Here is a 25,946-nt window from a genome sequence, read left to right on the forward strand (position 1 = left end):
ATAATCCGAAACTTAACAACGGCTTGGTTATGGTGACGAGGGGAGTGATTTGGATACTGATTGGACTGTTTATCGGACAAGCTGCCAACGGTCAATTCAAGACTACAACCGGAAATGGATTAAAGGGAGACTATTTCGATGGTACGAACTTCGAACGAAAAGTGTTCACCCGGATGGATCCGCAGATTGATTTCGACTGGGAGGGTCGCCGACCGGGGCCGGGGCTTGGCCGTTCGTATTATTCCGTACGCTGGACCGGGAAATTGTATGTACCCACCACCGGAGTTTATAAATTTACGGCCACGGTAGACGATGGAATCCGCCTTTGGGTGGGGGGTAAGAAGGTGATCGACGTGTGGCGATTAAATGATAATCAGACCTTTAAAGGCGATATTTATCTGAAAGCCGGTCAGTACTACGACTTGCGGGTCGATTTTTTCAATGATCCGCTGGGGGGAAGCATCAGCCTGTTTTGGATACCACCCAACCAAACCGCACCCAGCCCCGTTACCGGTAACTATCTGTTCAGGCCCGACTTTCAGCCGCCAAAACCCGCTGCGCCGAAGGTCGTGCCTAAACCGGTGGCGGTAAAACCCAACGTTCAACCTGTAGTGGCCCGTAAACCGCCGGTTATACGAACGACTCCGAAAGATACGGCCGCCAGCGTTCCGGTTCCGGTTAAAACGCCGGAGCGTTTTGAAGGATTGAAAACGGGGGATAAACTGGTGTTGAATCAGGTTTTCTTTGCGCAAAGCGAATACCGTCTCTTGCCGGAATCGTACGCAGAACTGGATAAACTGGTGCGCACGATGACGAAGAACCCAACCCTCCGAATTGAAATTAGCGGCCACACGGATAATGTGGGTGATCCGCGCCTGAATCTGGCATTGTCCGAAAACCGGGCCAAAGTCATTACGACGTACCTGATTCGGAACGGCGTTGCCGACGGGCGGATTGCAACCAAAGGTTACGGCGGAACCCGCCCCATCGCCGACAATGCGACGGAAGAGGGCCGGGCGAAAAACCGCCGGGTCGAGTTCAGTGTGAAATAATCCCTTGTCCGCAAATGGCCGGAAAACCGTCCGTTTGCGGACATTTTATTTTATTTACTTTTTAGTAAGAAATTGATTGTGAGTATTTTATTGATTCTGGTATGCCATTTGGGAGTAAGCACAGATACGTCTTCCTATTCTGCTGAAACCGATGCTAACGAGCTACCTTAAAATTGCCTGGCGGAGCCTGCTGAAAAACAAGCTCTTTTCCTTTATCAACATTTTTGGCCTGGCCCTTGGCATGTCGTGCAGCCTAATGATTGGTCTTTGGGTCAATGACGAGTTGAGCTACGACCGGTTTTTACCCCATCTCGACAGCATCTTCTTCGTACGGACCAATAGCACCGACCAGGGTATCATCTACACCAATACCGTCACACCAGGCCCGCTGGCTGAGGCTTTGAAACGCGATGTGCCGGAAGTACGCTACGCGGCCAAAGTGCAGTTTCCGGAAGAAAAACTCCTGAAAGTGGGCGAGAAATCGGTGAAGCAACAAGGGTTTTATGCAACGAAAGACTTTTTTCTGCTTTTCGATTATCCCGCCGTTGTCGGGAGTCCACTGGTGGCGCACTCGAAGCTGGATCAGATTATTATTACGCGGAGGGTAGCTGAGAAGTTTTTCGGCACGACCCAGGTGCTCGGAAAACGCCTGCAATTTGATAATAAAACGTATTATACCGTTGGCGCGGTTATTGAAGATTTGCCCGGCAACTCGACTTTTCAGTTCGACTGGATCATCAATTACGACGTGCAGGAGGAGGATTGGAAAAAAAAATGGGGCAACAGCTCGTTTATGACCTTCGTCCGGCTGGACCCAAAGGCCGATCCGGCCAAAGCGGAAGCCGGAATGAAGGGGATTTACCGACGCAATACCGACTGGAAGGAAGTGCCTGTGCCAACGCTTCAGCCCATGAAGGATGTGCATTTATACGCTAAATATGAGAACGGAAAGGCCGTTGGGGGCAAGATTGAATATGTGCGGATTTTTGCATTGGTAGCCCTCTTTATTCTGCTCATTGCCTGCGTCAATTTCATGAACCTGGCCACGGCCCGCTCGGCCATGCGGGCGAAGGAAGTGGGCGTTCGGAAGGTGGTCGGCGCGCTGCGGTCTTCGCTGATCGGGCAGTTCATGAGCGAGTCAGTACTGACGAGCCTGCTGGCGGTTTTTCTGGCCCTGAGCATCGTGAGCGTAGTTTTGCCGACCTTCAATGCCGTTTTCTCCAAACACCTCACGCTGAATCTGGCAGACCCGACGCTGTGGCTGGGCATTCTGATTCTGGTATTGATCACCGGTTTTGTGTCGGGCAGTTATCCGGCTTTGTTCCTATCGTCGTTGCAGCCCATCCGCATTCTGAAAGGCACCCTGAAGTTTGGTTCCGGAGCGGTTTTGTTTCGCCGGACGCTGGTCATTTTTCAGTTTACGTTATCGATTTTTCTGATCATCGGTATGCTGGCCGTGGCGCATCAGATGGACTATATCCGCACCAAAAATCTGGGTCTTGATCGCGAAAATGTGTTGTATGTGCCGCTGGAAGGCGATACCTACAACAAGATGGAGGCTTTTCGGCAGGAACTGATTCGCACACCGTCGATTGCTTCGGCCTCGGTAACGATGAGCTTACCCGTCAATATTGAGTCTACCTCCGGCGATTTGACCTGGCCGGGTCAGAAACCGGATCAGAATTCGAATGCAGCGACCATGTCGGTGGGCTATGATTTTATCAAGACCATGAATATTCAGCTCGTGGAGGGCCGGGATTTTTCGAGTGCCCGCAAGGCCGATTCGGCGTCGTACATCATCAACGAAGCGGCCGCTAAAATGATGGGCATGAAGAATCCGGTGGGCCAGCAGGTCGGCTTCTGGATGGGCAAAGGCCCGATCATCGGACTGATGAAAGATTTCCACCTGCAATCGTTGCACAGTCCGATTACGCCCCTGATTTTAACCCTGATTCCGGGTAATACGAGCTATCTGCTGGTACGGACGGAGAAGGGAAAAACCACCGAAGCCATCGACGAACTGGAACGGGTTACGCGGGAATTCAATCCGAGTTATCCGTTTGAGTATCATTTTCTGGACGATGCCTACGAGAAACTGTACCGCGGTGAACAGCAGGTCAATACACTCATCAATTACTTCGGAACACTCGCCATCCTGATTTCCTGTCTGGGACTGTTTGCGCTGGCGGCTTTCACGGCAGAGCAGCGGATGAAAGAAATTGGCGTTCGAAAAGTGTTGGGTGCGTCGGTATCCAGCATTGTCTCACTGGTTTCAAAAGACTTCCTGAAATTGGTTCTGGTCGCCTTGCTGCTGGCCTCTCCGCTGGCGTGGTGGGCGATTTCACAATGGCTGGACACGTTTCAATACCGGGTCGACCTGTCGTGGTGGCTGTTTGCGGTGGCCGGGGTGCTGGCGGTTTTCATCGCTTTCCTGACCGTGAGCTACCAGTCGATCAAAGCCGCCCGCATGAATCCGGTAACCTCACTTCGTTCGGAATGAAGAGTTATGAGTGAAGAGTTAAGGGTGCGTCAGCCAACTCTTCACTCTTCATTCATAACTCTTCACTCATAACTCTTCATTCAAACAACAATGCTAAAAAGTTACTTCACCACCGCCCTCCGCGCTTTCCGGCGCAACTGGAATTATTCCATCATCAACGTCGTCGGCCTGACGCTCAGTCTGGCGTGCTGTCTGTTATTGTTTATCGTGGTTCGATACGAACGGAGTTTCGACCGGCATCACGCCAACGCCGATCGGACCTACCGGCTGGTGACTCACTATACGGCACCGCAAGACGGTTTTAATGTGGGAATGCCGCTGCCGTTTTTGGCTGCCATGCGGAACGATTTTCCGGATCTGAAACACCAACTGACGTTTATTCATGACGTTCGAAACCCCGTGATTGCCGCTGAAGACGGGCAGACCAAAGGAACGATGCGCCGGTTTCAGGAAACGGGCGGAGTGGCTGCTTTTGCCGAGCCGGAATATTTCGGGTTGTTCGACTACCAGTGGATCAGCGGGAATCCGGCCACGGCACTCAACCGCCCGGGTACGGTGGTATTGACGGAAGAACTGGCCCGCAAGTATTTTGGAGACACCGATCCGATGGGGCGCACGCTGAAAATCGATAATAAGCTGACCGTTCTGGTGTCGGGCGTGGTGCAAAACCCGCCGGTCACGAGCAGCATCCCGTTCAAAATGCTCATCTCGTTTGCTTCGCTGAAAGAATACGGGGCCAACACCAACTGGGACGACTGGGTCTCTTCCTACACGGGCGCACAATTGTATCTGACGTTACCGGAAAACACGCCGGAGGCCCAAATGGAACAGAGACTGGTGCCTTTTCTCCGAAAATATATTAGTGCGGAAGACGCTAAAAACCAGCGGTTTGAACTGCAACCGCTGACGGAAATTCACTACAGCACCGAAATGAGTAACTACAGCGGCCGAACGATCAGCAAATCCATGATCTGGGCGATGGCGCTGATCGGGCTTTTTCTGCTGGTAACCGCCTGTGTCAACTTCGTCAATCTGGCCACGGCGCAGGCCATCCGGCGATCGAAAGAAGTGGGTGTGCGGAAGGTTTTGGGCAGTTCGCGGATGCAGTTGGTGCGGCAGTTTCTGGGCGAAACCGGTTTCCTGACGGGTCTGGCCGTTCTGCTGGCCTTGCTGATTGCCAATTTCTCGCTGGCATCGGTGGCTGATTTACTCAACATTAAACTCCAAACAACGCTCTTCAGTGATCCGCTGGTACTGGGCTTCCTGCTGTTGCTGGCGGTCTTTACCACGGTTTTGGCGGGTTTCTATCCGGCCCTGGTTTTGTCGGGTTATCAGCCGGTTCTGGCCCTGAAAGGCAAGATTCGGGGTTCGGGCAGCGGGCAGTTGACACTTCGCCGGACGCTGATTGTGCTCCAGTTCACGATTTCGCAAACGCTCATCATCGGTACCGTGATCGTTTACAACCAGATGGATTATTTCCGGAATGCCGATCTGGGTTTTCAGAAAGACGCCATCGTGATGATTCCGATTCCGGAGAAAAAACCGGGAAAAATGGAATCGTTGCGGGCTAAACTGACGGGTTTGCCGGGCATCAGCTCAATGAGCTTCGGGATTTCATCGCCCTCGGCCCGGGGCAACTGGTGGACCGGGTTTCGCTATGAAAACCGCGAAAAAGATGAGGAGTACGGCGTCGTCATGCGCCCTTCCGACACGTCATATGTCCGGACGTATGGGCTGAAACTGATGGCCGGGCGGATCAACCTGCCCGCCGACACGATGCGGGAAGTGCTGGTCAACGAGCGGTTTATGACGAAGCTGGGCATGAAGAGTCCCAACGAGATTTTGGGCAAAACGGTTCTGCTGAACGGCCGGCGGCTGCCCATCGTCGGCGTAATTAAGAACTTCAACACGTTTTCGCTGCATCAGGAAACCGAGCCGTGCATTCTAACTACGCATCGGGATGCCTATTCAAGTCTGGGTATCAAAGTGTCGGGTAATTCGGCGCAGGTAAGCAAAACGCTGGCGGAAGTGGAAGCGGCCTGGGCGGCTACTTTTCCGGATTTTCTGTTTAAATACGATTACCTGGACAAAACCATCGCCGATTTCTACGCGGCTGAGGAACGCCTGTATGCCTTGTTCCGGTTGCTGGCCGGTATCGCCATTTTTATCGGCTGTCTGGGTTTATACGGGGTCGTGGCTTTTATGGCGGAGTCGAGGACGAAGGAGGTTGGCATTCGGAAAGCGTTGGGCGCATCGACTTCGCACATTTTTGGGCTGTTCTCGTTCCAGTTCCTGAAACTGGTGCTGATCGCCCTGCTGATTGCCGCACCCATTGCCTGGTATTTCACAAACCAGTGGCTTCAGGATTTTGCGTATAAAATTGACATTGAGTGGTGGATGTTTGCGTTGGCGGGTGTGATGGCAACTGCGATTGCGTTGGTGACGGTCAGTTTCCAGAGCATCCGGGCGGCCTTGATGAATCCGGTAAAAAGCCTGCGGGCGGAATGAAGAGTGATGAGTTAAGAATGAAGAGTTAAGACGGGCCTGCCCGCGCGGTTGGCTGACGCATTCCTTTTAACTCTTAACTCTCCATTCTTAACTATAAAAAGCTATTCAAATCGAGTTGCAGGATTTCGGAGAAGGAAGAATTTTCGGTCAAGCCACCGTCGCCTTTGCGGTAGCGGAACCATTGGCCGGTTCGGTAATCGTAAATGAATCCTTCGCGGATACCGTAAAAACCCTGATCGATTAACTGAAAAACTTTATGCAGATCACCTTGCAATCCGTTGGTATGACATACTTCGATAATGATTGGCGTTTGAGCCGTTTCATTGTCGCGTAGTAAAAGATCCGGTACGAGGCTGGCTTTGCCTTCATCGAGCATCGTTTCGGGGAGGGGTTCCAGATGGATGGTTTTTTCGCGGTGAAAAAGCACGCCCAGCCCCATCATCAGCTTGGCAATAACGCGTTGGTGATCGACAGGCGCCCAAACACCCTGATCTTCATGAACGCTGGATAGAGGATTGGTGGATGGAAAATACATACTATTACGGTTTTAAGGGATCACGATGGGAAAGTCATAAAAAGCTATTCAGGTCAAGTTGCAGGATTTCGGAGAAGGAGGAGGGTTCGGTTAGTCCGCCATCGCCTTTGCGATACCGGAACCACTGATCGGTTTTGTAATTGTAAACAAAGCCTTCAAGGACGCCATAATCATCTTCGTCGATTAATCGAATCGTTTTGGCAAGGTCATGTTTTAAACCACTAGTATGACAGATTTCAATAATGATGCGGGTTTGATCGGCTTCATTATCAAATAAAATAACATCCGGTGTTGGACTGCTGTAGGTAAAATCCAACATCATTTCGGGCAAGGGTTCTAACGGAATACTGTGGTTGCCGTGGTACAAATTTCCCAAGCCTATAGTCAATTTTGCAATGATACGTTGGTGAATGACCGGCGCATTGACGCCCATCTCATCTTCATTGACAAAAAACTTGCTGGCGCGTGGTGGAGGGATATACATGGCTATTCAGAGAAGATAGACTGATTTGATTAAACAAACATACCGAAAAAGCACATGCTTCGCAATTACCTCAAAACCACCTGGCGCAGCCTGATTCGCAACCGGAATTACGCCCTTATCAACCTCACCGGGCTGACCTTGGGACTGGGCGTTGCCATCGTGTTGTTCTGGATTGTGCGGTTTGAATACAGCTTCGATACGTACCACGCGAAAGCCGACCGGCTATACCGGCTGATCGCGGTCGATAAGTACGGCGAAAAGGGTACCTCCGTTCCGCACGGCGTCATCAAGGCGCTCAATGAGCAAATTCCGGGGGTCGAAAACGCGGCCAATGCCTATGGCTACGGTTCCAACGGATTGCGGGTCGGTCAACAGCTTTTTAACATCAAACACCTCTTTTTTGCGCCACCCCGGTTTCTGGACATGATCGATGTGGAGTGGGTGAAAGGCTCTCCGCAGCAGTCGCTCAGCCAGCCGTATCAGGTGGTGCTGGACGAACCGACGGCCCGGCGGTTTTTTAACGAAAGCGACCCGATGGGCAAAATTATCCGGTTCAACAACCAGGTTGATCTGGTGGTGTCGGGCATCATTCGCAAAGCGCCGGTCAACTCGGAATTTCAGTTTCAGGTGCTGGCTTCCCGCGAGACGCTGAAACGCATCGAGCACGAGTATACCAATGAAGAATACTGGGGCGGGGGCGATTCGATGCACCACGGCTACGTTGTTCTGAAACCGGGTGTTTCGCCTTCTGCCATCGAAGCCACCCTTAAAAAACTGGCTATCCAACACCAGAAATACTCCGCCCTGACCGGATTCGAGCTTCTGCCGATTACGGAGGTGCATCGCAATACGGAAACCGACCCCGACCCGTTCAATTACGTCATTCCGCAGTGGATGCTCAATACACTAGCCGCCATCGGTCTGTTTCTGGTGATCATCGCCTGCATCAACTTTGTCAACCTGGCCACGGTGCAGGCTGTTCAGCGCAGCCGCGAAATTGCCGTTCGGAAAGTGCTGGGCAGCAGCCGGAAACAGTTGATGATTCAGTTTTTCGGGGAAACCGCTTTCCTGGTTTTTGCCGCCATCGGTCTGGGCGGTTTGCTGGCCACGCAGTTGATTCGCTACGCCGACCAGTTGCTCAACACGCAGGTTGCGCAGTCGAACGTTTGGGATGCCGGAGCCATTGCATTTCTGCTGGGCTTGGGTGTTGCCGTTACGCTTCTGGCGGGTTTGTATCCGGCATTGGTGTTGTCCGGTTTTCAACCGGTGAAGGTGTTGCGGGGGCGGTTTTATGTCACCAATCCCAAAGGATTTTCGTTGCGCTCGTCGCTGGTCGTTGCGCAGTTTGTCATCGCTCAGGTGCTGGTGATCTGCACGTTGATCGGCAGCAAGCAAATCCGGTATTTCTACGAAACCGATCTGGGTTTCGATAAAAAAGCGATTGTGACGGTTACCATGCCGGAGCGGGGCAACGGGGTTTTGCGGGAACGGTTTCGGCAGCAGTTGCTGGAACATCCGGAAATAAAGGATGTGGCGTTTGCCCTGACCACACCCTCGAGCAACCGCAACTGGTGGTGGCGCACGATTCATCACCGGAATCTGCCCAACGGAGCAGGCGAGTTTCGGATGCAATACGTCGATACGAATTACTTCCACTTCTTCAAAATTCCACTGCTTGCAGGTCGGTCGTGGACGCGCGCCGACACGAATACGGTTGCTATTATCAACGAAAAAGCCGCCCGGGATTTCGGGTATGCAAATCCTGAAAAAGCGATTGGCGAACGAATTAACCTGGATGGAAACCAGCCGTTTACGGTGATGGGCGTCGTCAAAGATTATCATTCGCAAAGCCTGCGGTCGTCTATTGTTCCCCACGTTTTCCTGTATGCCGACTGGAATTTTCAGGAAGCCAGCGTTCGGATCGATCCGAAGCAGCAGTCTCAGGCGTTGCAACACATTGAGCAGCACTGGAAAGCGGTTTTTCCGAACTACTATTTTGAAGCCAAATTCCTCGATCAGGACATCCGGGCGTTCTACGACGACGAACGCAAACTGACCAACTTCCTGACGCTCTTTGCCGCCGTCGGCATTCTGATCGGCTGTCTGGGTTTGTTCGGTCTGGTCTCGTTCGTCGTAACGCAGCGCACCAAGGAAATCGGAATTCGGAAGGTGCTGGGTGCCACCGTCGCGAGCATCGTTTCGCTGTTGTCGAAAGACTTTCTGAAGCTGGTTCTGGTGGCTTTTGTGATTGCTGCGCCCATTGGCTGGTACGCTATGAGCCGGTTTTTGCAGGAATACCAATACAAAATCGACCTCTCCTGGTGGGTGTTTGCGCTGGCCGGTGGTCTGGCCGGACTGATTGCCCTGCTGACGGTTTCAGTTCAGTCGGTGAAAGCCGCGTTGACGAACCCGGTTACGTCACTTCGTTCGGAATGAAAAAAGAGAGTTAAGAGTGATGAGTTGGCTGACGCACGCTTTTAACTCATCACTCTTAACTCATCACTCTTAACTAAAAAGGTTATGCTACAGAACTACTTAAAAATCGCTTGGCGGAATTTGTGGAAAAACAAGGTTTTTTCAGCCATCAACATCATTGGACTGGCCATCGGAATGGCAGCCTGCATTCTGATTATGCTGTTCGTAACGTACGAAACGAGTTTCGACGGGATTCATAAAAAGAACATCTACCGGCTCGATGAAGTGCAGAAATTTCCGGGCATGGTGGACCCGCAAAACGTAGCGTTATCCATGTTTCCCATGGGGCCGACGTTGACCAAAGAATTTCCCGAAATTCGCAGTTTCGTCCGGGTCCGGCCCAATAAGGAGGTGCGGCTGACCTATGGCGATAAGAAGATCGTGATGCCCCAAATGCTGTGGGCGGATTCGTCCTTTTTGCAGCTCTTCGATTATAAACTGCTTCAGGGTGACGCGAAAACCATCCTAAAGAGTCCCAATAGCGTGGTGCTGACGGAAGAAAGCGCGGTTAAATTCTTCGGGAATGAAAATCCGATCGGCAAAACGCTCGTGCGGTATGATTCAGATACGATCAGCTTTAAAGTGACCGGAATTCTTGAAAATACCCCCAAAAACTCGCACCTGCAGTTCGACGGTTTATTCTCGTTTAATTCGTTTGTTAAAGCCGACGCCATGAACAACTGGGGCGGCAACTGGCTGGTGACGTATCTGGAGCTAGCCAACAATGCCGACGTTGCGGCCCTGGAGAAAAAATTCCCGGCTTTCCTCAAGCGGCACATGAATGGCGAGAATTGGAAGTACTACGAATTGTTTCTCCAGCCGCTGCATGAGGTCCACGATAATTCGATGGCGATCACGCATGATTACCTCAATTTTCAAAAATTCGACAAGAATTATACCTATATCTTTCTGGTCATTGCGGTGATCGTTCTGCTGATTGCCTGCATCAATTTCATGAATCTGTCGACGGCCAAATCGTCAGGCCGGGCGAAAGAAGTCGGGATTCGGAAGTCGGTGGGGGCGGAGCGAACGCAACTGGCGGCTCAGTTCATTGGCGAATCCATTCTGCTGTCGTCTATCGCTCTGGTTTTTGCGGTTGTGCTCGTAAAACTCTGTCTTCCGTTTGTCACTGAACTCAGTCAGCGGGAATTGGATTTAGCACTGTTCAGTAACCCATCGGTTTTGATTTTATTTATCGCCTTTGCCATTTTAATCGGTGTCATTTCCGGCAGTTATCCCGCCTTTTTTCTGTCGTCGTATCAGCCCACAAAGGTGTTGAAAGGCAGTCTGGAAATCGGTAAAAACAAAGGGTCCTTCCGCAACATGCTGGTGATCGGCCAATTTACGGGGGCGGTTTTTCTGATCATTGCCACGGCTTTTGTGGTGAAGCAACTGCGGTTTATGCAGGAGCGTGACCCCGGTTTTTCCCGCGATCAGGTGATGGTGATTCCGCTGAATTCCACGACGCAGCCGAAATACGATGCCATTAAGCAGGAACTTCTGTCCAATTCGCTGATCACGGCGGTGACGGGTTCGCAACAACGGCTGGGGAATAACCTGCACCAAACCGGGGTCAAGTTTCACGGCGACGGGCCGGTTCGTGACTTGGCGACCTCGCAGGTGATTGTCGATCCGGATTACCTGACGCTGTATAAAATTCCGATTCTTTTCGGTCGCAACTTTTTGAAAGACAGCAAAACCGACAACGGACGGGCGTATATCATCAACGAAACGCTGGCAAAAGAACTGCTGAAAGAACAGCCGAAAGCCACGATGCAATCGCTGATCGGCCGGAATTTCGGCTTCAGCGGAATGGATTCGCTGGGACGGATTGTCGGAATTTCGAAGGATTTCAATTTCAACTCGCTCCACCACAAAATCGAAACGCTCTGCATTTTCGACCAGAAGGATTGGGGCTACAGCGAACTATCGATCCGGATCAGCGGTAAAAATGCTCCGGAAGCCATTGCTTACGCCAAATCCGTCTGGGCCAAACTCGCACCCGATCAGCCGTTTGATTACTCGTTTCTGGATGAGCATTTTGCCGAACTCTACCGGGCCGATGGCCAGGTGAGCGAAATCGTCGGCATTCTGGCGTCGCTGGCCATCATCATTTCCTGTCTCGGTCTGTTCGGGCTGGCATCGTTTTCGGCCGAACGGCGCATCAAGGAGATCGGGATTCGCAAGGTGCTGGGTGCTTCGGTGGCGGGGATCATTGCGCTGCTTTCCCGGGATTTCCTGAAGCTGGTGCTCGTCGCCATCCTGATTGCTTCACCCATCGCCTGGTATGCGATTCATCAGTGGTTGCAGGATTTTGCTTACCGGATCAACATCGATTGGTGGGTTTTTGTGCTGGCGGGGGCATTGGCGGTTTTGATCGCCCTGCTGACGGTTTCGTTCCAGTCGGTGAAAGCGGCTTTGACCAATCCGGTGAAGAGTTTGAAGAGTGAGTAAAGTGATTGATTTTCAGGATTGTATATTGGTCATCCCTACGGGATTTTGCTCATTTGATCCACGGGATTCGGCGGGTTAAAACCCACCGCTACAAAATGGGTCATCCCTACGGGATTTCGTTCATTTGATTCATGGGATTCGGTGGGTTATAATCCACCGCTACAAAATGGATCATCCCTACGGGATTTCGTTCATTTGATTCATGGGGTTCGGTGGGTTATAATCCACTGCTACAAAATGGGTCATTCCTACGGGATTTCGTTCATTTGATCCACGGGATTTGGGTGGTTATAATCCACCGTTACCCAATGGGGCATCTTTGTGGAATGATCAAATTTAACAATCCCGTAGGGATGAATCATCATGTAGCCCCCGGTTGAAACCGGGGATAGAGACGAACAAAATAGGTCTAGAATCCCGTAGGGATGACTCATTTTGTAGTAACAAACGGCTATTTCTTGAAACCCAATCCGTTGTGGGTACGCTATGCAACGTAACCGCTGTAAACTTCATCTTTAGATCGCTTTCCTGTTTTTCTGCGCTAATCATCCCTCTTTATGTTCCGCAACTACCTCAAAATCGCCTGGCGTAATCTCAAACGCAACAAAACGTTCTCGCTGATCAACATCCTCGGTCTGGCGCTCGGAATGGCCTGTAGTCTGGTTATTCTGCTGTGGGTGCAGGACGAACGCGCGATGGACCGGTTTCATGCGAACGACGCCCGGATTTATCGGGTCATGGAAAACCAGGCCTGGGCGGGTCAGGACGTCAGTACAACGCCCTCGACACCCGGTATTCTGGCCGAAAACCTGAAAAAGGATTTCCCGGAAGTCGAGAAAGCCGCCATGATGACGTGGGAACAAAACATTCTGCTGACGGTCGGCAACACCTTTGGCAAAGAAAAAGGACGGTTTGCCAGTGGCGATTTTCTGACTATTTTCTCGTTTCCGCTCATACAGGGAGACGCCCGAACCGCCCTGGCGCGTCCGGACGGTATTGTGATCTCCGAAAAGCTGGCGCAGAAATACTTCCCCCATCAGGATGCGCTCGGGAAAGTGATCCGGGTGGACAATACCGACGACATGATGGTGACGGGCGTGATGGCGGAAGTGCCGGAAAACAGCTCGCTGAAATTCGATTACCTGATTTCGTGGGAACGGTTTGTGAAATACAACGCCTGGGTGAAAGAATGGGGTAACAATGGCCCCCGGGCGTTCGTGTTGCTGAGTGCAAAAGCCGATCCGGATAAAGTATCGGCCAAGATCAAGGATTACATCAAGCAAAAGACCAACAAGCAAACCAACAACATCGAGTTGTTTCTGCAAAAAAGCAGCGAGGCTTATCTGCATTCCAATTTCAAAAACGGACAGCTTGACGGCGGTCGGATCGAATACGTGCGGTTGTTTATCATCGTAGCGGTTTTTATTCTGGTCATTGCCTGCATCAACTTCATGAACCTGGCCACGGCGCGTTCGGTCAAACGGGCGAAGGAAGTGGGCGTTCGGAAGGTGGTGGGCGCCGAGCGGGGTTCTTTGATGGGGCAGTTTGTGGGCGAATCGCTGCTCATCTCGTTTCTGTCGCTGTTCGTAGCGGTTCTGGTGGTGGCGCTAACGCTGCCCATCTTTAATGAGCTGACGGAAAAACACCTGACGTTTCAGTTTGCCGATCCGTTTTTCTGGCTGGTTTTGCTGGTCCTGACGCTCATAACCGGCTTGGTTTCGGGCAGTTACCCGGCCTTGTTCCTGTCGTCGCTGAAACCGGTTGTGGTCTTGAAAGGCGTGCTGAAATTCAAACCGAGTGCGACCATTTTTCGAAAGGGGCTGGTGGTGTTTCAGTTTTCGCTGTCGATCATTCTCATTGTCGGGATGATCATCATTTACCGGCAGATTCAGTACATCCAAACCAAAAACCTGGGGTTCGACAAGGGCAATCTGGTGTATATGCCGCTGGAAGGTGATCTGAAAAAGAACTACCAGACGTTCCGCAGCGAATTGCTGACCCAGCCGGGTATCCAGGCGGTTTCGGCTTCGTGGGCCGACCCGCTGGAGGTCGGCAGTTCGACCATCGGCGTCGGCTGGCGGGGCAAAGACACCACGCAGCGGATTTTGTTCAACCAGACCGCCGTGCATTACGACTACCTCAAGGCGATGGGCGTCCGGCTGAAAGAGGGGCGCGAGTTCTCACCGGATTACGGCACCGATACCACCAACTACCTCATCAACGAAGCGTCGGCCCGGAAGATTGGCTACAAAAATCCGGTGGGGCAAGAGCTGACGTTCTGGGGTCGAAAGGGCATCATTGTGGGCGTGGTGAAAGATTACCACATCAACTCGTTGCACGTGGCCATCGAACCGCTCATTCTGCACATGCAGCGGAATGAATTCGACGGGGTTGTGCTGGTTCGCACCGAAGGCGGCCGCACCAAAGAGGCCCTTGCCAATCTGGAAAGGACTTTCCGGAAGTTCAATCCGCGCTATCCGTTCGAGTACAAATTCACGGATCAGGAGTTTGGCAATAACTACAAGAGCGAAAACATCATCAGCAAACTGTCGAACTACTTTGCGTTTCTGGCCATTTTCATCTCTTGTCTCGGACTGTTTGGATTGGCGGCTTTCACGGCGGAGCAGCGTACGAAAGAAATCGGCATTCGGAAAGTGCTGGGGGCCAGCATTGTCAATATCGTGCTGATGCTTTCCAAAGATTTTCTGCTGCTGGTTTTGCTGTCGTCGGTGGTGGCGCTTCCGGTGGCCTGGTGGGCGATGAATAGCTGGCTGGAAAAATACGCCAACCGTATCGAAATCGAGTGGTGGATGTTTGTGGTCGCCGTTCTGGCTTCACTCGCCATCGCCCTCTTTACCATCAGTTTCCAAAGCATCAAAGCGGCTTTGATGAATCCGGTGAAGAGCCTTAAGACCGAATGATGCGTTATGAACGATGAATTGTGTCAGCCCATTCATCATTCGGTGTATAGGTAAATAACAGGCGTGGTTTTCTTTCGCCTACATGGAAACTTCACGTCGCGACTTTCTCAAAAAAAGCACCTCCCTGGCCGCCCTGACAGTCGGAGGAATCACATCGGCTCAGGCATCTGAACAACGGGTCGGGGCAAAACCGATGGTTGACAAGGCGGTGCTCAAGGATGCCGGAATGCAGCTCTGCGAAGCGTATTTCAGCGGGATGAACGAACAGAAAATCGCCCTGACGAAGCAGATGGCGGTGCTGGGAGCGGTGGGCGGCATCAATCCCGGCATGGTCGGTCTGAAAGACGTGAAGCCCTGGGAATCCAAGGCGGTTTTGGCGGTGAAGGAAGCCTGGGACAAGGTGGGTCTTCAGTTGCGCGTCATCGAAGGGCCGCCCGCACTAGGTGAAAAAACCAAGCTGGGGCTGGCGGGTCGGGATGAGGAAATTGCCAATTTTATTACCCTGATGAAAAACCTGACGCAGGTCGGGATCGATACGATTTGCTACAACTGGATGCCGGTGATTGGCTGGTATCGCACGCAGAACGACCGCCCCGGTCGGGGAGGAGCGCTGGTCACGGCTTTCGATTACGAAGCCATCAAGAATCTGCCGTTGACGCAATACGGCGAAGTGTCGAAGGAAACGCTTTGGAAAAATCTGGCCTATTTTCTGAAAGCCGTCGTGCCGGAAGCGGAGAAAGTCGGCATGAAACTGGCCATGCACCCCGATGATCCGCAGGTAGACAGCGTTCGGGGCATCGCCCGCATCATGAATACCGTCGATTCGTTCAAACGATTGCTGGAACTCTATCCCAGTCCGAGCAACGGCATTACGATGTGCCAGGGCAATTTTGCGCTCATGGGCGACGCTAGCGGGATTCCTGCGCTCATCGACTACTTCGGGAAACGGAAGAAAATCCATTTTGTGCATTTCCGGAATGTGCGGGGCGACAAGTTTGCCTTCGAGGAAACCTTTCACGATGAGGGCATTATCGACATGTACCAGGCCATGAAAGCGTATTATGCGGTCGGTTTCAAAGGCCCGATTCGCCCCGATCACGTTCCGACCATGTACGGCGACAGCAACCAGAACCCCGGTTACAGTACCATCGGCACCTTGTATGCGCTGGGCTATACGCGGGGGTTGATGGAAGCCGTGAGTAAGCGGAGAGCTTGAAAGAATGACGGGTTATTCTAGGGCTTTCGCCCCTAAATCCCCTGAAGGGGACTTTTAGCATCCGGATTAGTATGTGTCCAAGTCCCCTTCAGGGGATTTAGGGGCGAAAGCCATCATTCCTTTTAAAAACTAAAAGTGTGCCGATTTCGGCGATGAGGAGGCTGAAATGGGTGGCGGATAAACCGCTCATCTCGTAGGCCAGAAAGAACTCATCGGCGAGGATGAAGGCCGCCCACAAACCGATCGTGACGGTGAGCGCCTGGTAGGCCGCCTGCGGGTAGTGTTGTGTTTGCCTGACGGTGGCCGCGAATGCTCTCCAGAGCAGCACCGCGCCAACCGCCTGCCAGACGAGAACGCCGGTGTAGAAGAGCCCCGCCACCCAGACCGGCGGGTGATAGATCCCGACAACCGTTCGAACCATCGCATAGTTTCCTGAAGCAAAAACCCAGTCGGTCGGCAGCAGGCCGAGGGCTTTGAGGGCGTCGGTGCTGTTGCTGCACAGCACGAGGGAGAAATAGAGTGCCCAGAAGAGGAGCAAAACCGCCTGGATGGTCTTGCCGGAGTGTGGGGAATTGGTCCACATAACGATTTTTCTGACTGGTTTAACAAATAAAGGTATAGGAGAAAATAGGAGACTTATTCCGGAAATTCGTGAACCAACCCGATTGCGCGGGGTTTATTATTAAACGCAATTTGATTTTATGGCAGACACGACTCCCCAACAGCCCCCCCAAATATACAGTGTAGTACCGGCCATATTACCTCCCGATCAACTATTTGGCCCTTTGTTTCACGACGTGCAGATGCTGCCGGTTTTTGCCGACTCCATCACCTTTGCCGACTGCTACCCCCGGCGGGCACCGGAAGAAATTCTGAGCCAGTATGAAATTGAGAAACACCGGGAGGGATTTCGACTGGAGGACTTTGTTCATGCCTATTTTCACCTGCCGAAAACCTTGGAAACCAATCACGTTAGTGACCAGTCGCTGCCGACAGCCGTGCACCTGAATCAGATGTGGTCGCTTTTTGAGCGACAGTCAGAATCGTTCTGTTCCATGTTGCCGGTTCCGAAGCCCTATATCGTTCCCGGCGGTCGTTTTCGGGGACTCTATTACTGGGATAGTTACTTCACCATGCTGGGGTTGCGGGTGTCGGGCGAAAACGAAATGATCCGGCACATGGTCGCTAATTTTGCCCACCTGATCGATACCTACGGCCACATTCCGAATGCCAACCGAAGCTATTACCTGACCCGGTCGCAACCGCCGTTTTTTGCCCTGATGGTCCGGCTTCTTTCCGAAATCGACGGTCCGGACGTCCTCGTTCGCTACCTGCCCCACATGCAGAAAGAATACAATTACTGGATGGATGGCTACTTTCGGCTCGACGATCACGAAGGCGCTTTCCGGCGCGTGGTGGTGTTGCCCGACGGCAGTATTTTAAACCGCTATTGGGATGACCTCTCCGCCCCTCGCCCCGAATCTTACCGGGAAGATGTGGAACTGGCCCGCGAAGCGGCACCCTACGGCGTTGCACCTGGAACGCTGTACCGACACATCCGGGCCGCTTGCGAATCCGGTTGGGATTTCAGTTGCCGCTGGTTTGGCGATCCGGAACATCTGGCCACTATTCACACCACGGATATCATTCCGGTGGATCTGAACTGCCTGATGTATGATCTGGAAATAACCCTGTCGGACGCCTACTTGCAGAGTTCTTTTCAGGAACCGTATGAGCATTTCAGGCAAAAAGCCGAGACCCGGTGGAAAGCCATCATGACGTATCTCTGGGACGAAAAAAGTCAGTTTTTCATGGATTACAACGTGGTTTTGCACAAGCCAACGCCGGTCTGGTCGCTGGCAGCTCTGTTTCCGTTGTTCTTTGGGCTGGCGACCGACGAACAGGCAGCTCAGGTTCACGAGCATATCCGGAAAAGCTTTCTGAAAGAAGGCGGAGTGGTTTCAACGCTTCAGCGAAGCGGGCAGCAATGGGATTCTCCGAATGGCTGGGCACCGTTGCAATGGATCACGCACCAGGGTCTGTTGCGGTATGGGTTTACGCAGACAGCCGCTGAAATCCGGAAACGCTGGATGGCGCTCAATGACAAGGTGTTCCGGAATACCGGCAAAATGATGGAAAAATACAACGTCGTGGACATCGATTTGCCGGCGGGTGGGGGAGAATACCCCAACCAGGACGGTTTTGGCTGGACCAACGGAATTTACTTAGCCCTGCAAGCCAGCGATGGCGTAACACCGGGTAATGAGAAACACTAAGAAGTTGTTTGAATTAAGGCCGGAGGCCTGTCCTGTCAATAGTCAACAGCCGATATCAACGAGTGGTAGCTCCGGAGGAGCGGCCTAAAAACATCTTCAGGCCGCTCCTCCGGAGCTACCACTCGTTGATATCGGCTGTTGACTATTGACAGACCGCCCTTCCAGGGCTCCCCCCGGTTAACTCAAACAGCTTGTAAGTTTATTTCACGAGGAAAGGGCTCGAAACCGAAACATTCCGGTGGTCTTTCAGATAGAAAAAACCGTATTGGAAGCCTTCTTTCGGCATGGGACTGGTCACGGTTCGGGCGTTTCGATCGAGGGTCGCTTTCTGCTTTGACCAGATCCGGTTTTCGTTCACCGAGGTCGTGTCATTGGAATAATAAAACTCGGCGGTATAGACCGTGATCGGTGATTGGTAGGACAGACGAAGGGTCGAGTCGGTTGCTAAAACCGGCCCGACATCCGTCAGCGGAACGCCATCGTTGAGGATGCTCTCGAAGAAATACCGGATTTCGTGCGGTTCCCAACCCGCTTCGTGGCCGTGCTTCATGTCCGGGATCAGGCACATCGTCCGCTGCTTTGGAGGAATCAGGCTGTAGGTTTTATGATAGGGAATGACGTTGTAAAACCGGTCTTTGTTGCCATTGACGAACAGAAACTGCGGTTTGGCAAACGGCAAATACACCGACGGATCGAAATACCGCATCCACTTCCGCTGACCGCTTGGCGAAAGCTTGCGGATGGAGGTTTTGAAAACATCGGATTCGTCGTAATACGCGCAGCCATACACCGGTGCGGCCGCCTTGAACCGGTTGTCGAGACTGGCGACGAGGCAGGTCAGATAACCGCCCCAACTGATGCCGGTAACCGCCGTTCTGGTGGCATCGACTTCGGGGAAATTCAACAGCACCGAATGCGCCAGAATCGCTCCCGAAACGGCTTGATAGGTCCACATGTCGCGCAAAGCGGCTTTTTCCAGTTTCGAGAATTTATCGACTTCGCCCTGATCGGGTCCGGCCTGCGCGAGCCGTTTTCCGTCCTCCCCCTTCCCCGCCAGATCCATCGCGATGGCTGCGTAGCCATCGGCGGCCCATTTTTCCACCCATTCTTTAAACGCTTTTCCGCCCCCGCCGTGAATCAGCACGACGCCCGGAAATTTCCGCTTGCTGACCGGTTTTCCCCGAATCAAATCCGGATTGGAGTAATACGCAAAGACCTGCGTCGGTTTGCCTTCATAATCGACGCTTTTATACAAAAGCGAACGAACAGGTCCGATTTGGCTGAGCCACTCCACCGCCGGAGCCTTACTTAAAGCCTTCAAATCCCACAGCAGCGAGTCGACTTTGATCACGCGGGTATCGATGACCGGCGCGGTTTTCTTTTGGGCAAACCCGGCGGTTGTGCTGATGAGCAGCAGAAAAAGGAAGCGTTTCATGGGTGAAGTCGGATTCAGGAATCGGAAACCAGTGTAAGGCGTCCGGGGCCGGTTTTTACCCGTCCGTGCCGATCTATCTCCCTGTACACTAGCGGACAGAGATTGTCCGAAATCGTACAGATTCCCCGCTTTCAATCCGCCTAAAACCGCTGCTAAGGCCGATTTTTGAAGTTGGCAAGGCATTTGATCAGCAAAGATAGAACTAATTGACAGCGATGAAACGCAGCTACTTGGGCGAGTTTGAAGAAATCGTATTACTAACCGTGGCCGTCATGGAAGGCGGGGCGTATGGCGTAGCGATTACCCACGAAATCAGCGAGCAGACCGGTCGTGCGGTGCGGCTGAATCAGGTCCACGCGGCTCTGGAACGCCTGGAAGACAAAGGCATGCTAAAGTCGGAAATGGGCGAACCCACCGCCGAGCGCGGGGGCCGACGAAAACGGTTGTTTACGGTGACGGCCTATGGTCGTCGGACGTTGCAGGAAATCCAGGAAGTCCGCGTCAGCTTCTGGGCGCGTTTGCTGAATCCGTTTAAACCGGCGACGAGTCTTTGAAAGAGCAAAATGAACAATGATAAAATATCGAATACTGAATGTTGAATAACGAATAATGAACACCGGGCGCTGGCGAAGCCACTTCATAATTCGTTATTCAACATTCAGTATTCGATATTAAAAATTTATATGAAACCGCCCCGCTTCGCCGACCGTCTCCTCAAATTTTTCTGCGCTCCCCACCGGCTGGAGGAGGTGCAGGGGGATTTGCACGAGGAGTTTGATTATCAGGTGAAACGGATCGGCGAACGACGGGCCAGAATACGGTATTGGCGGGATATACTGGGATTTCTGAAACCCCCGGCTGGATGGCCGTTCGCCATCAGACGAAAAGCAACTGCGTATTCAACAACTCATACGATGAACCCAACCATGATTAGCAATTATTTCAAAATCGCCCGGCGGAATTTGATTAAAAACCAGATCTACGCCTTGATCAATGTCACGGGCCTGGCTTTGGGCATTGGCGCTGCGCTGCTGATTTTTTCGCTCGTTCGCTACCATCATACCATCGATACACACCACCAAAAATACGCTTCCATTTACCGGGTAACAACCGAGTTTGTTACGCCTGAAGGCAATTTTAACGTAACCGGCGTTCCTTACGAACTGGGAAAAGCCCTTCGGAATGACCATCCGGATATCGAAAACCTGGCGATGATCGAGCTTTACCGGGACCCGTTGGTGGCCATTCCCGTAGCCAATGAACCTGACCGAAAATTTAAAGACGCTCACAAAATGGGGGCCTTCGTGCAGCCTTCCTATTTTAAAATCTTCGATTACGAGTGGCTGGCTGGCGGACCAACCGGGCTGGCTCAACCCAATACGGTAGTTCTCAGTGCTGAAAATGCCACCAAATACTTTGGGACGACGGAGGTACTTGGCAAAATCATTAAGATCAATGCAACGCTGAATGCCCGAATTGTTGGGGTGTTCAAGGACTACCGGGATAACACCGATTTTGCCTATTCCCTGATGGCATCCTGGGCCAGTTTGCCCGAATTTCATGATCGCCCGCTGAACGTAGATTTTGACAATGTCGACAGTGGTACGCAGTGCTTTGTGAGCCTGAACAGCCACTTTACGAAAGCCGACTGGGATCGGCAGATGCTGGCTTTTGTGAAAAAATACAAGCCGCACGGCCTTAAGGATACCCGGTTTCCGATGCAGCCCCTGCGGGATATACACTTTTCGACCGAAACCGGTGGCGTCAGCTCGGGGTTGATCTGGTCGTTGTTTGCCATCGGCATTTTTCTGCTTATCACGGCCTGCATCAATTTTGTCAATCTGGCCACGGCGCAGGCCCTGAACCGATCCCGGGAAGTGGGCGTCCGGAAAGTGCTGGGCAGCACGCGGCCCCAATTGTTCTGGCAATTCATGGGCGAAACCGCCTTGTTAACTCTCACGGCCACGGCCATAGCACTCCTCTTTTTTCAGGTTGGTCAGCAGTTGGCTCAGGAATATTTACACGGGGTCTTTCGGTTTACTTTCTATTACGATCCATCCGTCATTGGCTGGTTGGTACTGATCGTGACTGGGGTCATTTTCCTGTCTGGTTTTTATCCCGCTCTGGTGCTGACGGGCTTCAAACCGGCCTTAGCGCTGGCCGGACGGATTACCTCCCGGCAGGTGGGCGGTTTTTCCATACGCCGGAGTCTGGTGGTCACCCAGTTTGCCATTTCGCAGATGCTGATTGTGGGTATGGTCGTGGTAGCCAATCAGTTGCAGTACATTCAAACGAAAGACCTCGGTTTCCGGCAAAAGGCTATTCTTACGGTTCGATTGCCTTCGTCACCCCAGCAGGATGTCGGCAAAATGGAGAATTTTCGCCACCGGGCTATGGCGATTCCCGAGGTCGGGAAATTGAGTTATTCCATGAGCGGCCCACCCCAAACGGGCTGGATCAGCCAGACGGTTATCAAATTCGACACCCGCCCCGAACCGGAAAAATTTACACCCCAGCAAAAGTTTATCGATGCCGCTTACGTCGATGTGTATGGGTTGAAACTGGTGGCCGGGCGAAATCTTCAGCCTGCGGATACGTCCCGCGAAGCGCTGGTCAATGAAACCTTCGTCAAGCAGTTGGGCATTCGTAACCCGGCCCAGGTGCTGGGAAAAATACTGCATACGTCCCGAAAACTGGAAATCGTGGGTGTTGTAAAAGATTTCAATGAGCGCGATCTGAAAAGTGGGATTTTTCCGCTCTTCATGACCACCCGGGCGACCAAATACTATTATGCCAGTCTGCAATTACACAACGGCAATTTTGAACGGGTTATCCACCAACTGGAAAAAGAGTATAACCAGATCTATCCCGACAGTTATTTCACCGCACAGTTCGTCGATGAGCAATTGCAGGAATACTACGTTCAGGAACAGACGATGGCCAAGCTGATCAATTTCTTCGCCGGAATCGCCGTGGTGATCGGTTGTCTGGGGCTATATGGACTGGTGTTGTTTATGGCGAATCAAAAAACGAAGGAAATCGGCGTCCGCAAGGTGCTGGGAGCCAGCATCAGTAACATCCTATGGCTGTTTGGCAAGGAGTTCGCCCGGCTGATTGCCGTGGCCTTCGTGGTCGCGACGCCCGTGGCGTGGTGGGTGATGACGCACTGGTTGCAGGATTTTGCCTATAAGATCGACATCGGTCCCGGTATTTTTGGAATAGCCCTGCTGGCCACCGTTCTCGTGGCGGCCCTGACGGTCAGTTTTCAGAGCGTCAAAGCGGCTTTGATGAATCCGGTGAAAAGCCTGAAAAGTGAATGAAAGAAGGGGAATGATAAATAGTAAATTTCAAATGATGAATGTAAAAATTTGATAATTGAGGAGACGGTGACGTGCTGAGATATTTTATCATTCATCATTTGAAATTTACCATTTGAAATTATAAACCCAATGAAACCGCCCCAACTCGCCGACCGTCTCCTCAAATTTTTCTGTGCTCCCCACCGGCTGGAGGAGGTGCAGGGGGATTTGCACGAGGAGTTTCAATACCAGCTCCGGCGGGTGGGCGAACGGCGGGCGAGGAGATGGTATTGGTGGGGTGTCCTGGGCTTTCTGAAACCATTTGCGATCAGACGAAAATCAATGAAATATCCAACAACAACTCAACCGATGAACCCAACAATGATCAGCAACTATTTTAAAATTGCCCGGCGCAATCTGGTTCGCAACAAAGCGTTTTCGGCCATCAACATCGTCGGGCTGGCCCTCGGCATGGCGTGCAGCCTGCTCATTCTGTTGTGGGTTCAGGACGAACGAAGCGTCGACGGTTTTCACGCCAACGGCGACCGGCTTTTTCAGATCTACGAACGCGGTTTTTATGACGGCAAGGTGGAAGCCTCCTATTATACGCAGGGCCTGCTGGCGGAAGAATTAAAACGGGTCGTTCCTGAAGTGGAACGGGCCAGCGGTCTGGAGCAAAGCCGGACGGTCACGTTTGAAGTGGCCGGGAAAATCAACAAGGCCGATGGTTCGTTTGCGGGTGCCGACTTTTTCAGCATGTTCAGCTATCCGCTGGTGCAGGGAACCCCCGAAACCGCGTTGAACACGCCGGAAGGCATTGCCATTTCGCGAAAGATGGCCGAACTGTTTTTTGGAAAACCGGAGAATGCCGTCGGCCAGACGATTCGCTACCAGAACCAGGACGACCTGATGGTGACGGCGGTTTTCGAGAACCTGCCCGCCAACTCGTCGCAGCAATTTGATTTTTTGCGGAGCTGGAAAGCGTATGTGAAAGAAAATCAGTGGGTTAATAACTGGAGCAACACGAGCCCTTTTACTTTCGTGCAGCTTCGTCCGGGAGCCGATCCGGCGAAAGTAGAGGCCAAAATCAAAGAGTTCATCTACCAGTATACGACGAAAACCGCCGGATCACATACCGAACTCGCCCTGCAGCCGTATCCCGAAAAATACCTCCAGGCCACCTTCAAAAACGGTCAGGTCGATGGCGGACGGATTGAGTACGTGCGGCTTTTTAGTATCGTAGCGGTTTTCATTCTGCTCATTGCCTGCATTAATTTCATGAACCTGGCCACGGCCCGCTCCACCAAACGGGCGAAGGAAGTGGGCGTTCGGAAGGTGGTCGGGGCAGTTCGTTCCGCCTTGATCGGGCAGTTTATGGGCGAGGCCATTCTGCTCGCGTTTTTCGCGGTGGTGCTGGCGGTGATGCTGGTGCTCATTCTCTTGCCCGCCTTTAATGAACTGACCGGAAAGCGCCTGTTTCTACCGTTCGGACAACCGGTTTTCTGGGCCAGTCTGGTCGGGCTTCTGCTCCTGACTGGCTTGGTGTCGGGGAGTTATCCGGCACTGTTTCTGTCTTCCATGAATCCGATCCGGGCTTTGAAAGGGAGGATGCTGTCGGCGCGTCTGGGATTCGGCGCAACGTTTTTCCGGAAAAGTCTGGTGGTTTTTCAGTTTTCGCTTTCCATGATTCTCATCGTGGGCATGATCGTGATCTACCGCCAAATGGGCTATATCCAGTCCAAAAACATTGGGTATGACCGCGAAAATCTGCTTTATATTCCCATCGAGGGAGATTTGGTTCAGAAATACAATCTGTTCAAGGACGAAGCGGGGAAACAGCCGGGCATCCTGACCATTTCGCGGATGAAAGAATCCCCAACGGTGATTGGCCACCACCGGGGCGACATCGAATGGGTTGGTAAAGCGCCTACGCTGTCTGTGCCGTTTGCCGACGCCGTGGTGGGTTTCGACTTCCTGAAAACCATGAACCTGAAACTGGCCGAAGGACGCGATTTTTCCCGGGCGTTCGGCACCGATTCGGCCAGCTATCTCGTCAATGAAGCGGCTGTTCGGAAAATTGGCTACAAAAATCCGATCGGAAAGTCGATGTGGTGGGGAAACCGGGAAGGAAAGATCATCGGCGTTTTGAAAGATTTCCATTTCAATTCCATGCACCAGGCCATTGAACCGCTGATTGTCCGGCTGGACGAACAGCAGAAATGGGGCAGTATTCTGGTTCGGACCGAAGCCGGCAAAACCCGGGAAGCGCTGGCCAGTCTCGAAAAAATCTGTAAAGAACTGAATTCCAATTTTCCGTTTACCTACCAGTTTTCGGATCTGGAATACGCCAAATTATACCACAGCGAACAGGTGGTCAGCCAACTCGCCAATGCTTTTGCTTTTCTGGCTATTTTTATTTCGTGCCTGGGTTTGTTTGGGCTGGCGGCTTTCATGGCCGAGCAGCGCACGAAAGAAATCGGCGTTCGCAAGGTGCTGGGTGCTTCGGTTCCGAACATTGTGGTCCTGCTGTCGGCCAACTTCCTGAAACCCGTCGCCATCGCCATGCTTATCGCCTTTCCCGTTGCCTGGTATGCCATGAACCGTTGGCTGCAAGGGTTTGCGTATCAGGTTGATCTCGCGTGGTGGGTCTTCGCGCTGGCGGGCTTGCTGACGGTGGTGATCGCGCTGCTAACCGTCAGTTTTCAGAGTGTCAAAGCCGCTTTGATGAATCCGGTAACCTCACTTCGTTCGGAATGAAGAATGAAGAGTGAAGAATTATGAGTTGGCTGAC

Annotated in this window: 15 protein-coding genes; 11 read left to right on the forward strand and 4 right to left on the reverse strand. The window is 52.3% G+C overall.

What is annotated here, in order from left to right; all coding sequences use genetic code 11:
- Positions 1-29 precede the first annotated feature (29 nt).
- The 3 genes from ACS5NO_RS02995 to ACS5NO_RS03005 all read left to right on the forward strand — a co-directional run bounded on the left by ACS5NO_RS02995 (position 30) and on the right by ACS5NO_RS03005 (position 6,060).
- Positions 30-1,052 (forward strand): PA14 domain-containing protein, encoded by a 1,023-nt coding sequence (locus tag ACS5NO_RS02995; protein ID WP_439413768.1) that lies wholly within the window; start codon positions 30-32, stop codon positions 1,050-1,052.
- A gap of 151 nt (positions 1,053-1,203) precedes the next feature.
- Complete coding sequence (locus ACS5NO_RS03000) at positions 1,204-3,552, forward strand: ABC transporter permease (protein WP_439413769.1); 2,349 nt, start codon at positions 1,204-1,206, stop codon at positions 3,550-3,552.
- Positions 3,553-3,642: 90 nt separating this feature from the next.
- Positions 3,643-6,060: an ABC transporter permease gene (locus tag ACS5NO_RS03005; protein WP_439413770.1), complete on the forward strand. Its 2,418-nt coding sequence runs from the start codon at positions 3,643-3,645 to the stop codon at positions 6,058-6,060.
- A gap of 91 nt (positions 6,061-6,151) precedes the next feature.
- Here ACS5NO_RS03005 and ACS5NO_RS03010 read toward each other — a convergent pair whose 3' ends face one another.
- Positions 6,152-6,595, reverse strand: a complete 444-nt coding sequence (locus ACS5NO_RS03010) for a Uma2 family endonuclease (protein WP_114409861.1) — start codon at positions 6,593-6,595, stop codon at positions 6,152-6,154.
- Positions 6,596-6,629: 34 nt separating this feature from the next.
- Complete coding sequence (locus ACS5NO_RS03015; RefSeq protein WP_114409862.1) at positions 6,630-7,079, reverse strand: hypothetical protein; 450 nt, start codon at positions 7,077-7,079, stop codon at positions 6,630-6,632.
- 54 nt (positions 7,080-7,133) lie between these two features.
- Here ACS5NO_RS03015 and ACS5NO_RS03020 point away from each other — a divergent pair, with 54 nt between their 5' ends.
- From ACS5NO_RS03020 to ACS5NO_RS03035, 4 genes are all read left to right on the forward strand, one after another.
- Positions 7,134-9,515 (forward strand): ABC transporter permease, encoded by a 2,382-nt coding sequence (locus tag ACS5NO_RS03020; protein WP_439413771.1) that lies wholly within the window; start codon positions 7,134-7,136, stop codon positions 9,513-9,515.
- Between the two features lie 84 nt (positions 9,516-9,599).
- Positions 9,600-12,008 (forward strand): ABC transporter permease, encoded by a 2,409-nt coding sequence (locus tag ACS5NO_RS03025; protein WP_439413772.1) that lies wholly within the window; start codon positions 9,600-9,602, stop codon positions 12,006-12,008.
- Between the two features lie 557 nt (positions 12,009-12,565).
- On the forward strand, positions 12,566-14,929 hold the full coding sequence (locus tag ACS5NO_RS03030; RefSeq protein WP_439413773.1) for an ABC transporter permease: 2,364 nt from the start codon (positions 12,566-12,568) through the stop codon (positions 14,927-14,929).
- Between the two features lie 82 nt (positions 14,930-15,011).
- Positions 15,012-16,145 (forward strand): mannonate dehydratase, encoded by a 1,134-nt coding sequence (locus ACS5NO_RS03035; RefSeq protein WP_439413774.1) that lies wholly within the window; start codon positions 15,012-15,014, stop codon positions 16,143-16,145.
- A 97-nt stretch (positions 16,146-16,242) separates the two neighbouring features.
- Here ACS5NO_RS03035 and ACS5NO_RS03040 read toward each other — a convergent pair whose 3' ends face one another.
- Positions 16,243-16,728, reverse strand: coding sequence for a hypothetical protein (locus ACS5NO_RS03040; RefSeq protein ID WP_439413775.1), 486 nt, complete (start codon positions 16,726-16,728; stop codon positions 16,243-16,245).
- Positions 16,729-16,846: 118 nt separating this feature from the next.
- On the opposite strand from ACS5NO_RS03040, the gene treF reads away from it, so the two are divergent.
- Entirely contained in the window at positions 16,847-18,421 is a 1,575-nt protein-coding gene (gene treF / locus ACS5NO_RS03045; protein ID WP_439413776.1) for an alpha,alpha-trehalase TreF, read from the forward strand.
- 199 nt (positions 18,422-18,620) lie between these two features.
- Here treF and ACS5NO_RS03050 read toward each other — a convergent pair whose 3' ends face one another.
- On the reverse strand, positions 18,621-19,856 hold the full coding sequence (locus tag ACS5NO_RS03050) for an alpha/beta hydrolase family protein (protein ID WP_439413777.1): 1,236 nt from the start codon (positions 19,854-19,856) through the stop codon (positions 18,621-18,623).
- A gap of 215 nt (positions 19,857-20,071) precedes the next feature.
- On the opposite strand from ACS5NO_RS03050, the gene ACS5NO_RS03055 reads away from it, so the two are divergent.
- From ACS5NO_RS03055 to ACS5NO_RS03065, 3 genes are all read left to right on the forward strand, one after another.
- Positions 20,072-20,410 (forward strand): PadR family transcriptional regulator, encoded by a 339-nt coding sequence (locus ACS5NO_RS03055; protein WP_138993641.1) that lies wholly within the window; start codon positions 20,072-20,074, stop codon positions 20,408-20,410.
- 129 nt (positions 20,411-20,539) lie between these two features.
- Positions 20,540-23,176, forward strand: coding sequence for an FtsX-like permease family protein (locus ACS5NO_RS03060; RefSeq protein WP_439413778.1), 2,637 nt, complete (start codon positions 20,540-20,542; stop codon positions 23,174-23,176).
- Positions 23,177-23,305: 129 nt separating this feature from the next.
- Complete coding sequence (locus ACS5NO_RS03065) at positions 23,306-25,912, forward strand: ABC transporter permease (protein WP_439413779.1); 2,607 nt, start codon at positions 23,306-23,308, stop codon at positions 25,910-25,912.
- The last annotated feature ends 34 nt before the right edge of the window (positions 25,913-25,946 follow it).

The sequence above is a fragment of the Larkinella fluvii genome, assembly GCF_051857545.1.
Lineage (GTDB): Bacteria > Bacteroidota > Bacteroidia > Cytophagales > Spirosomataceae > Larkinella.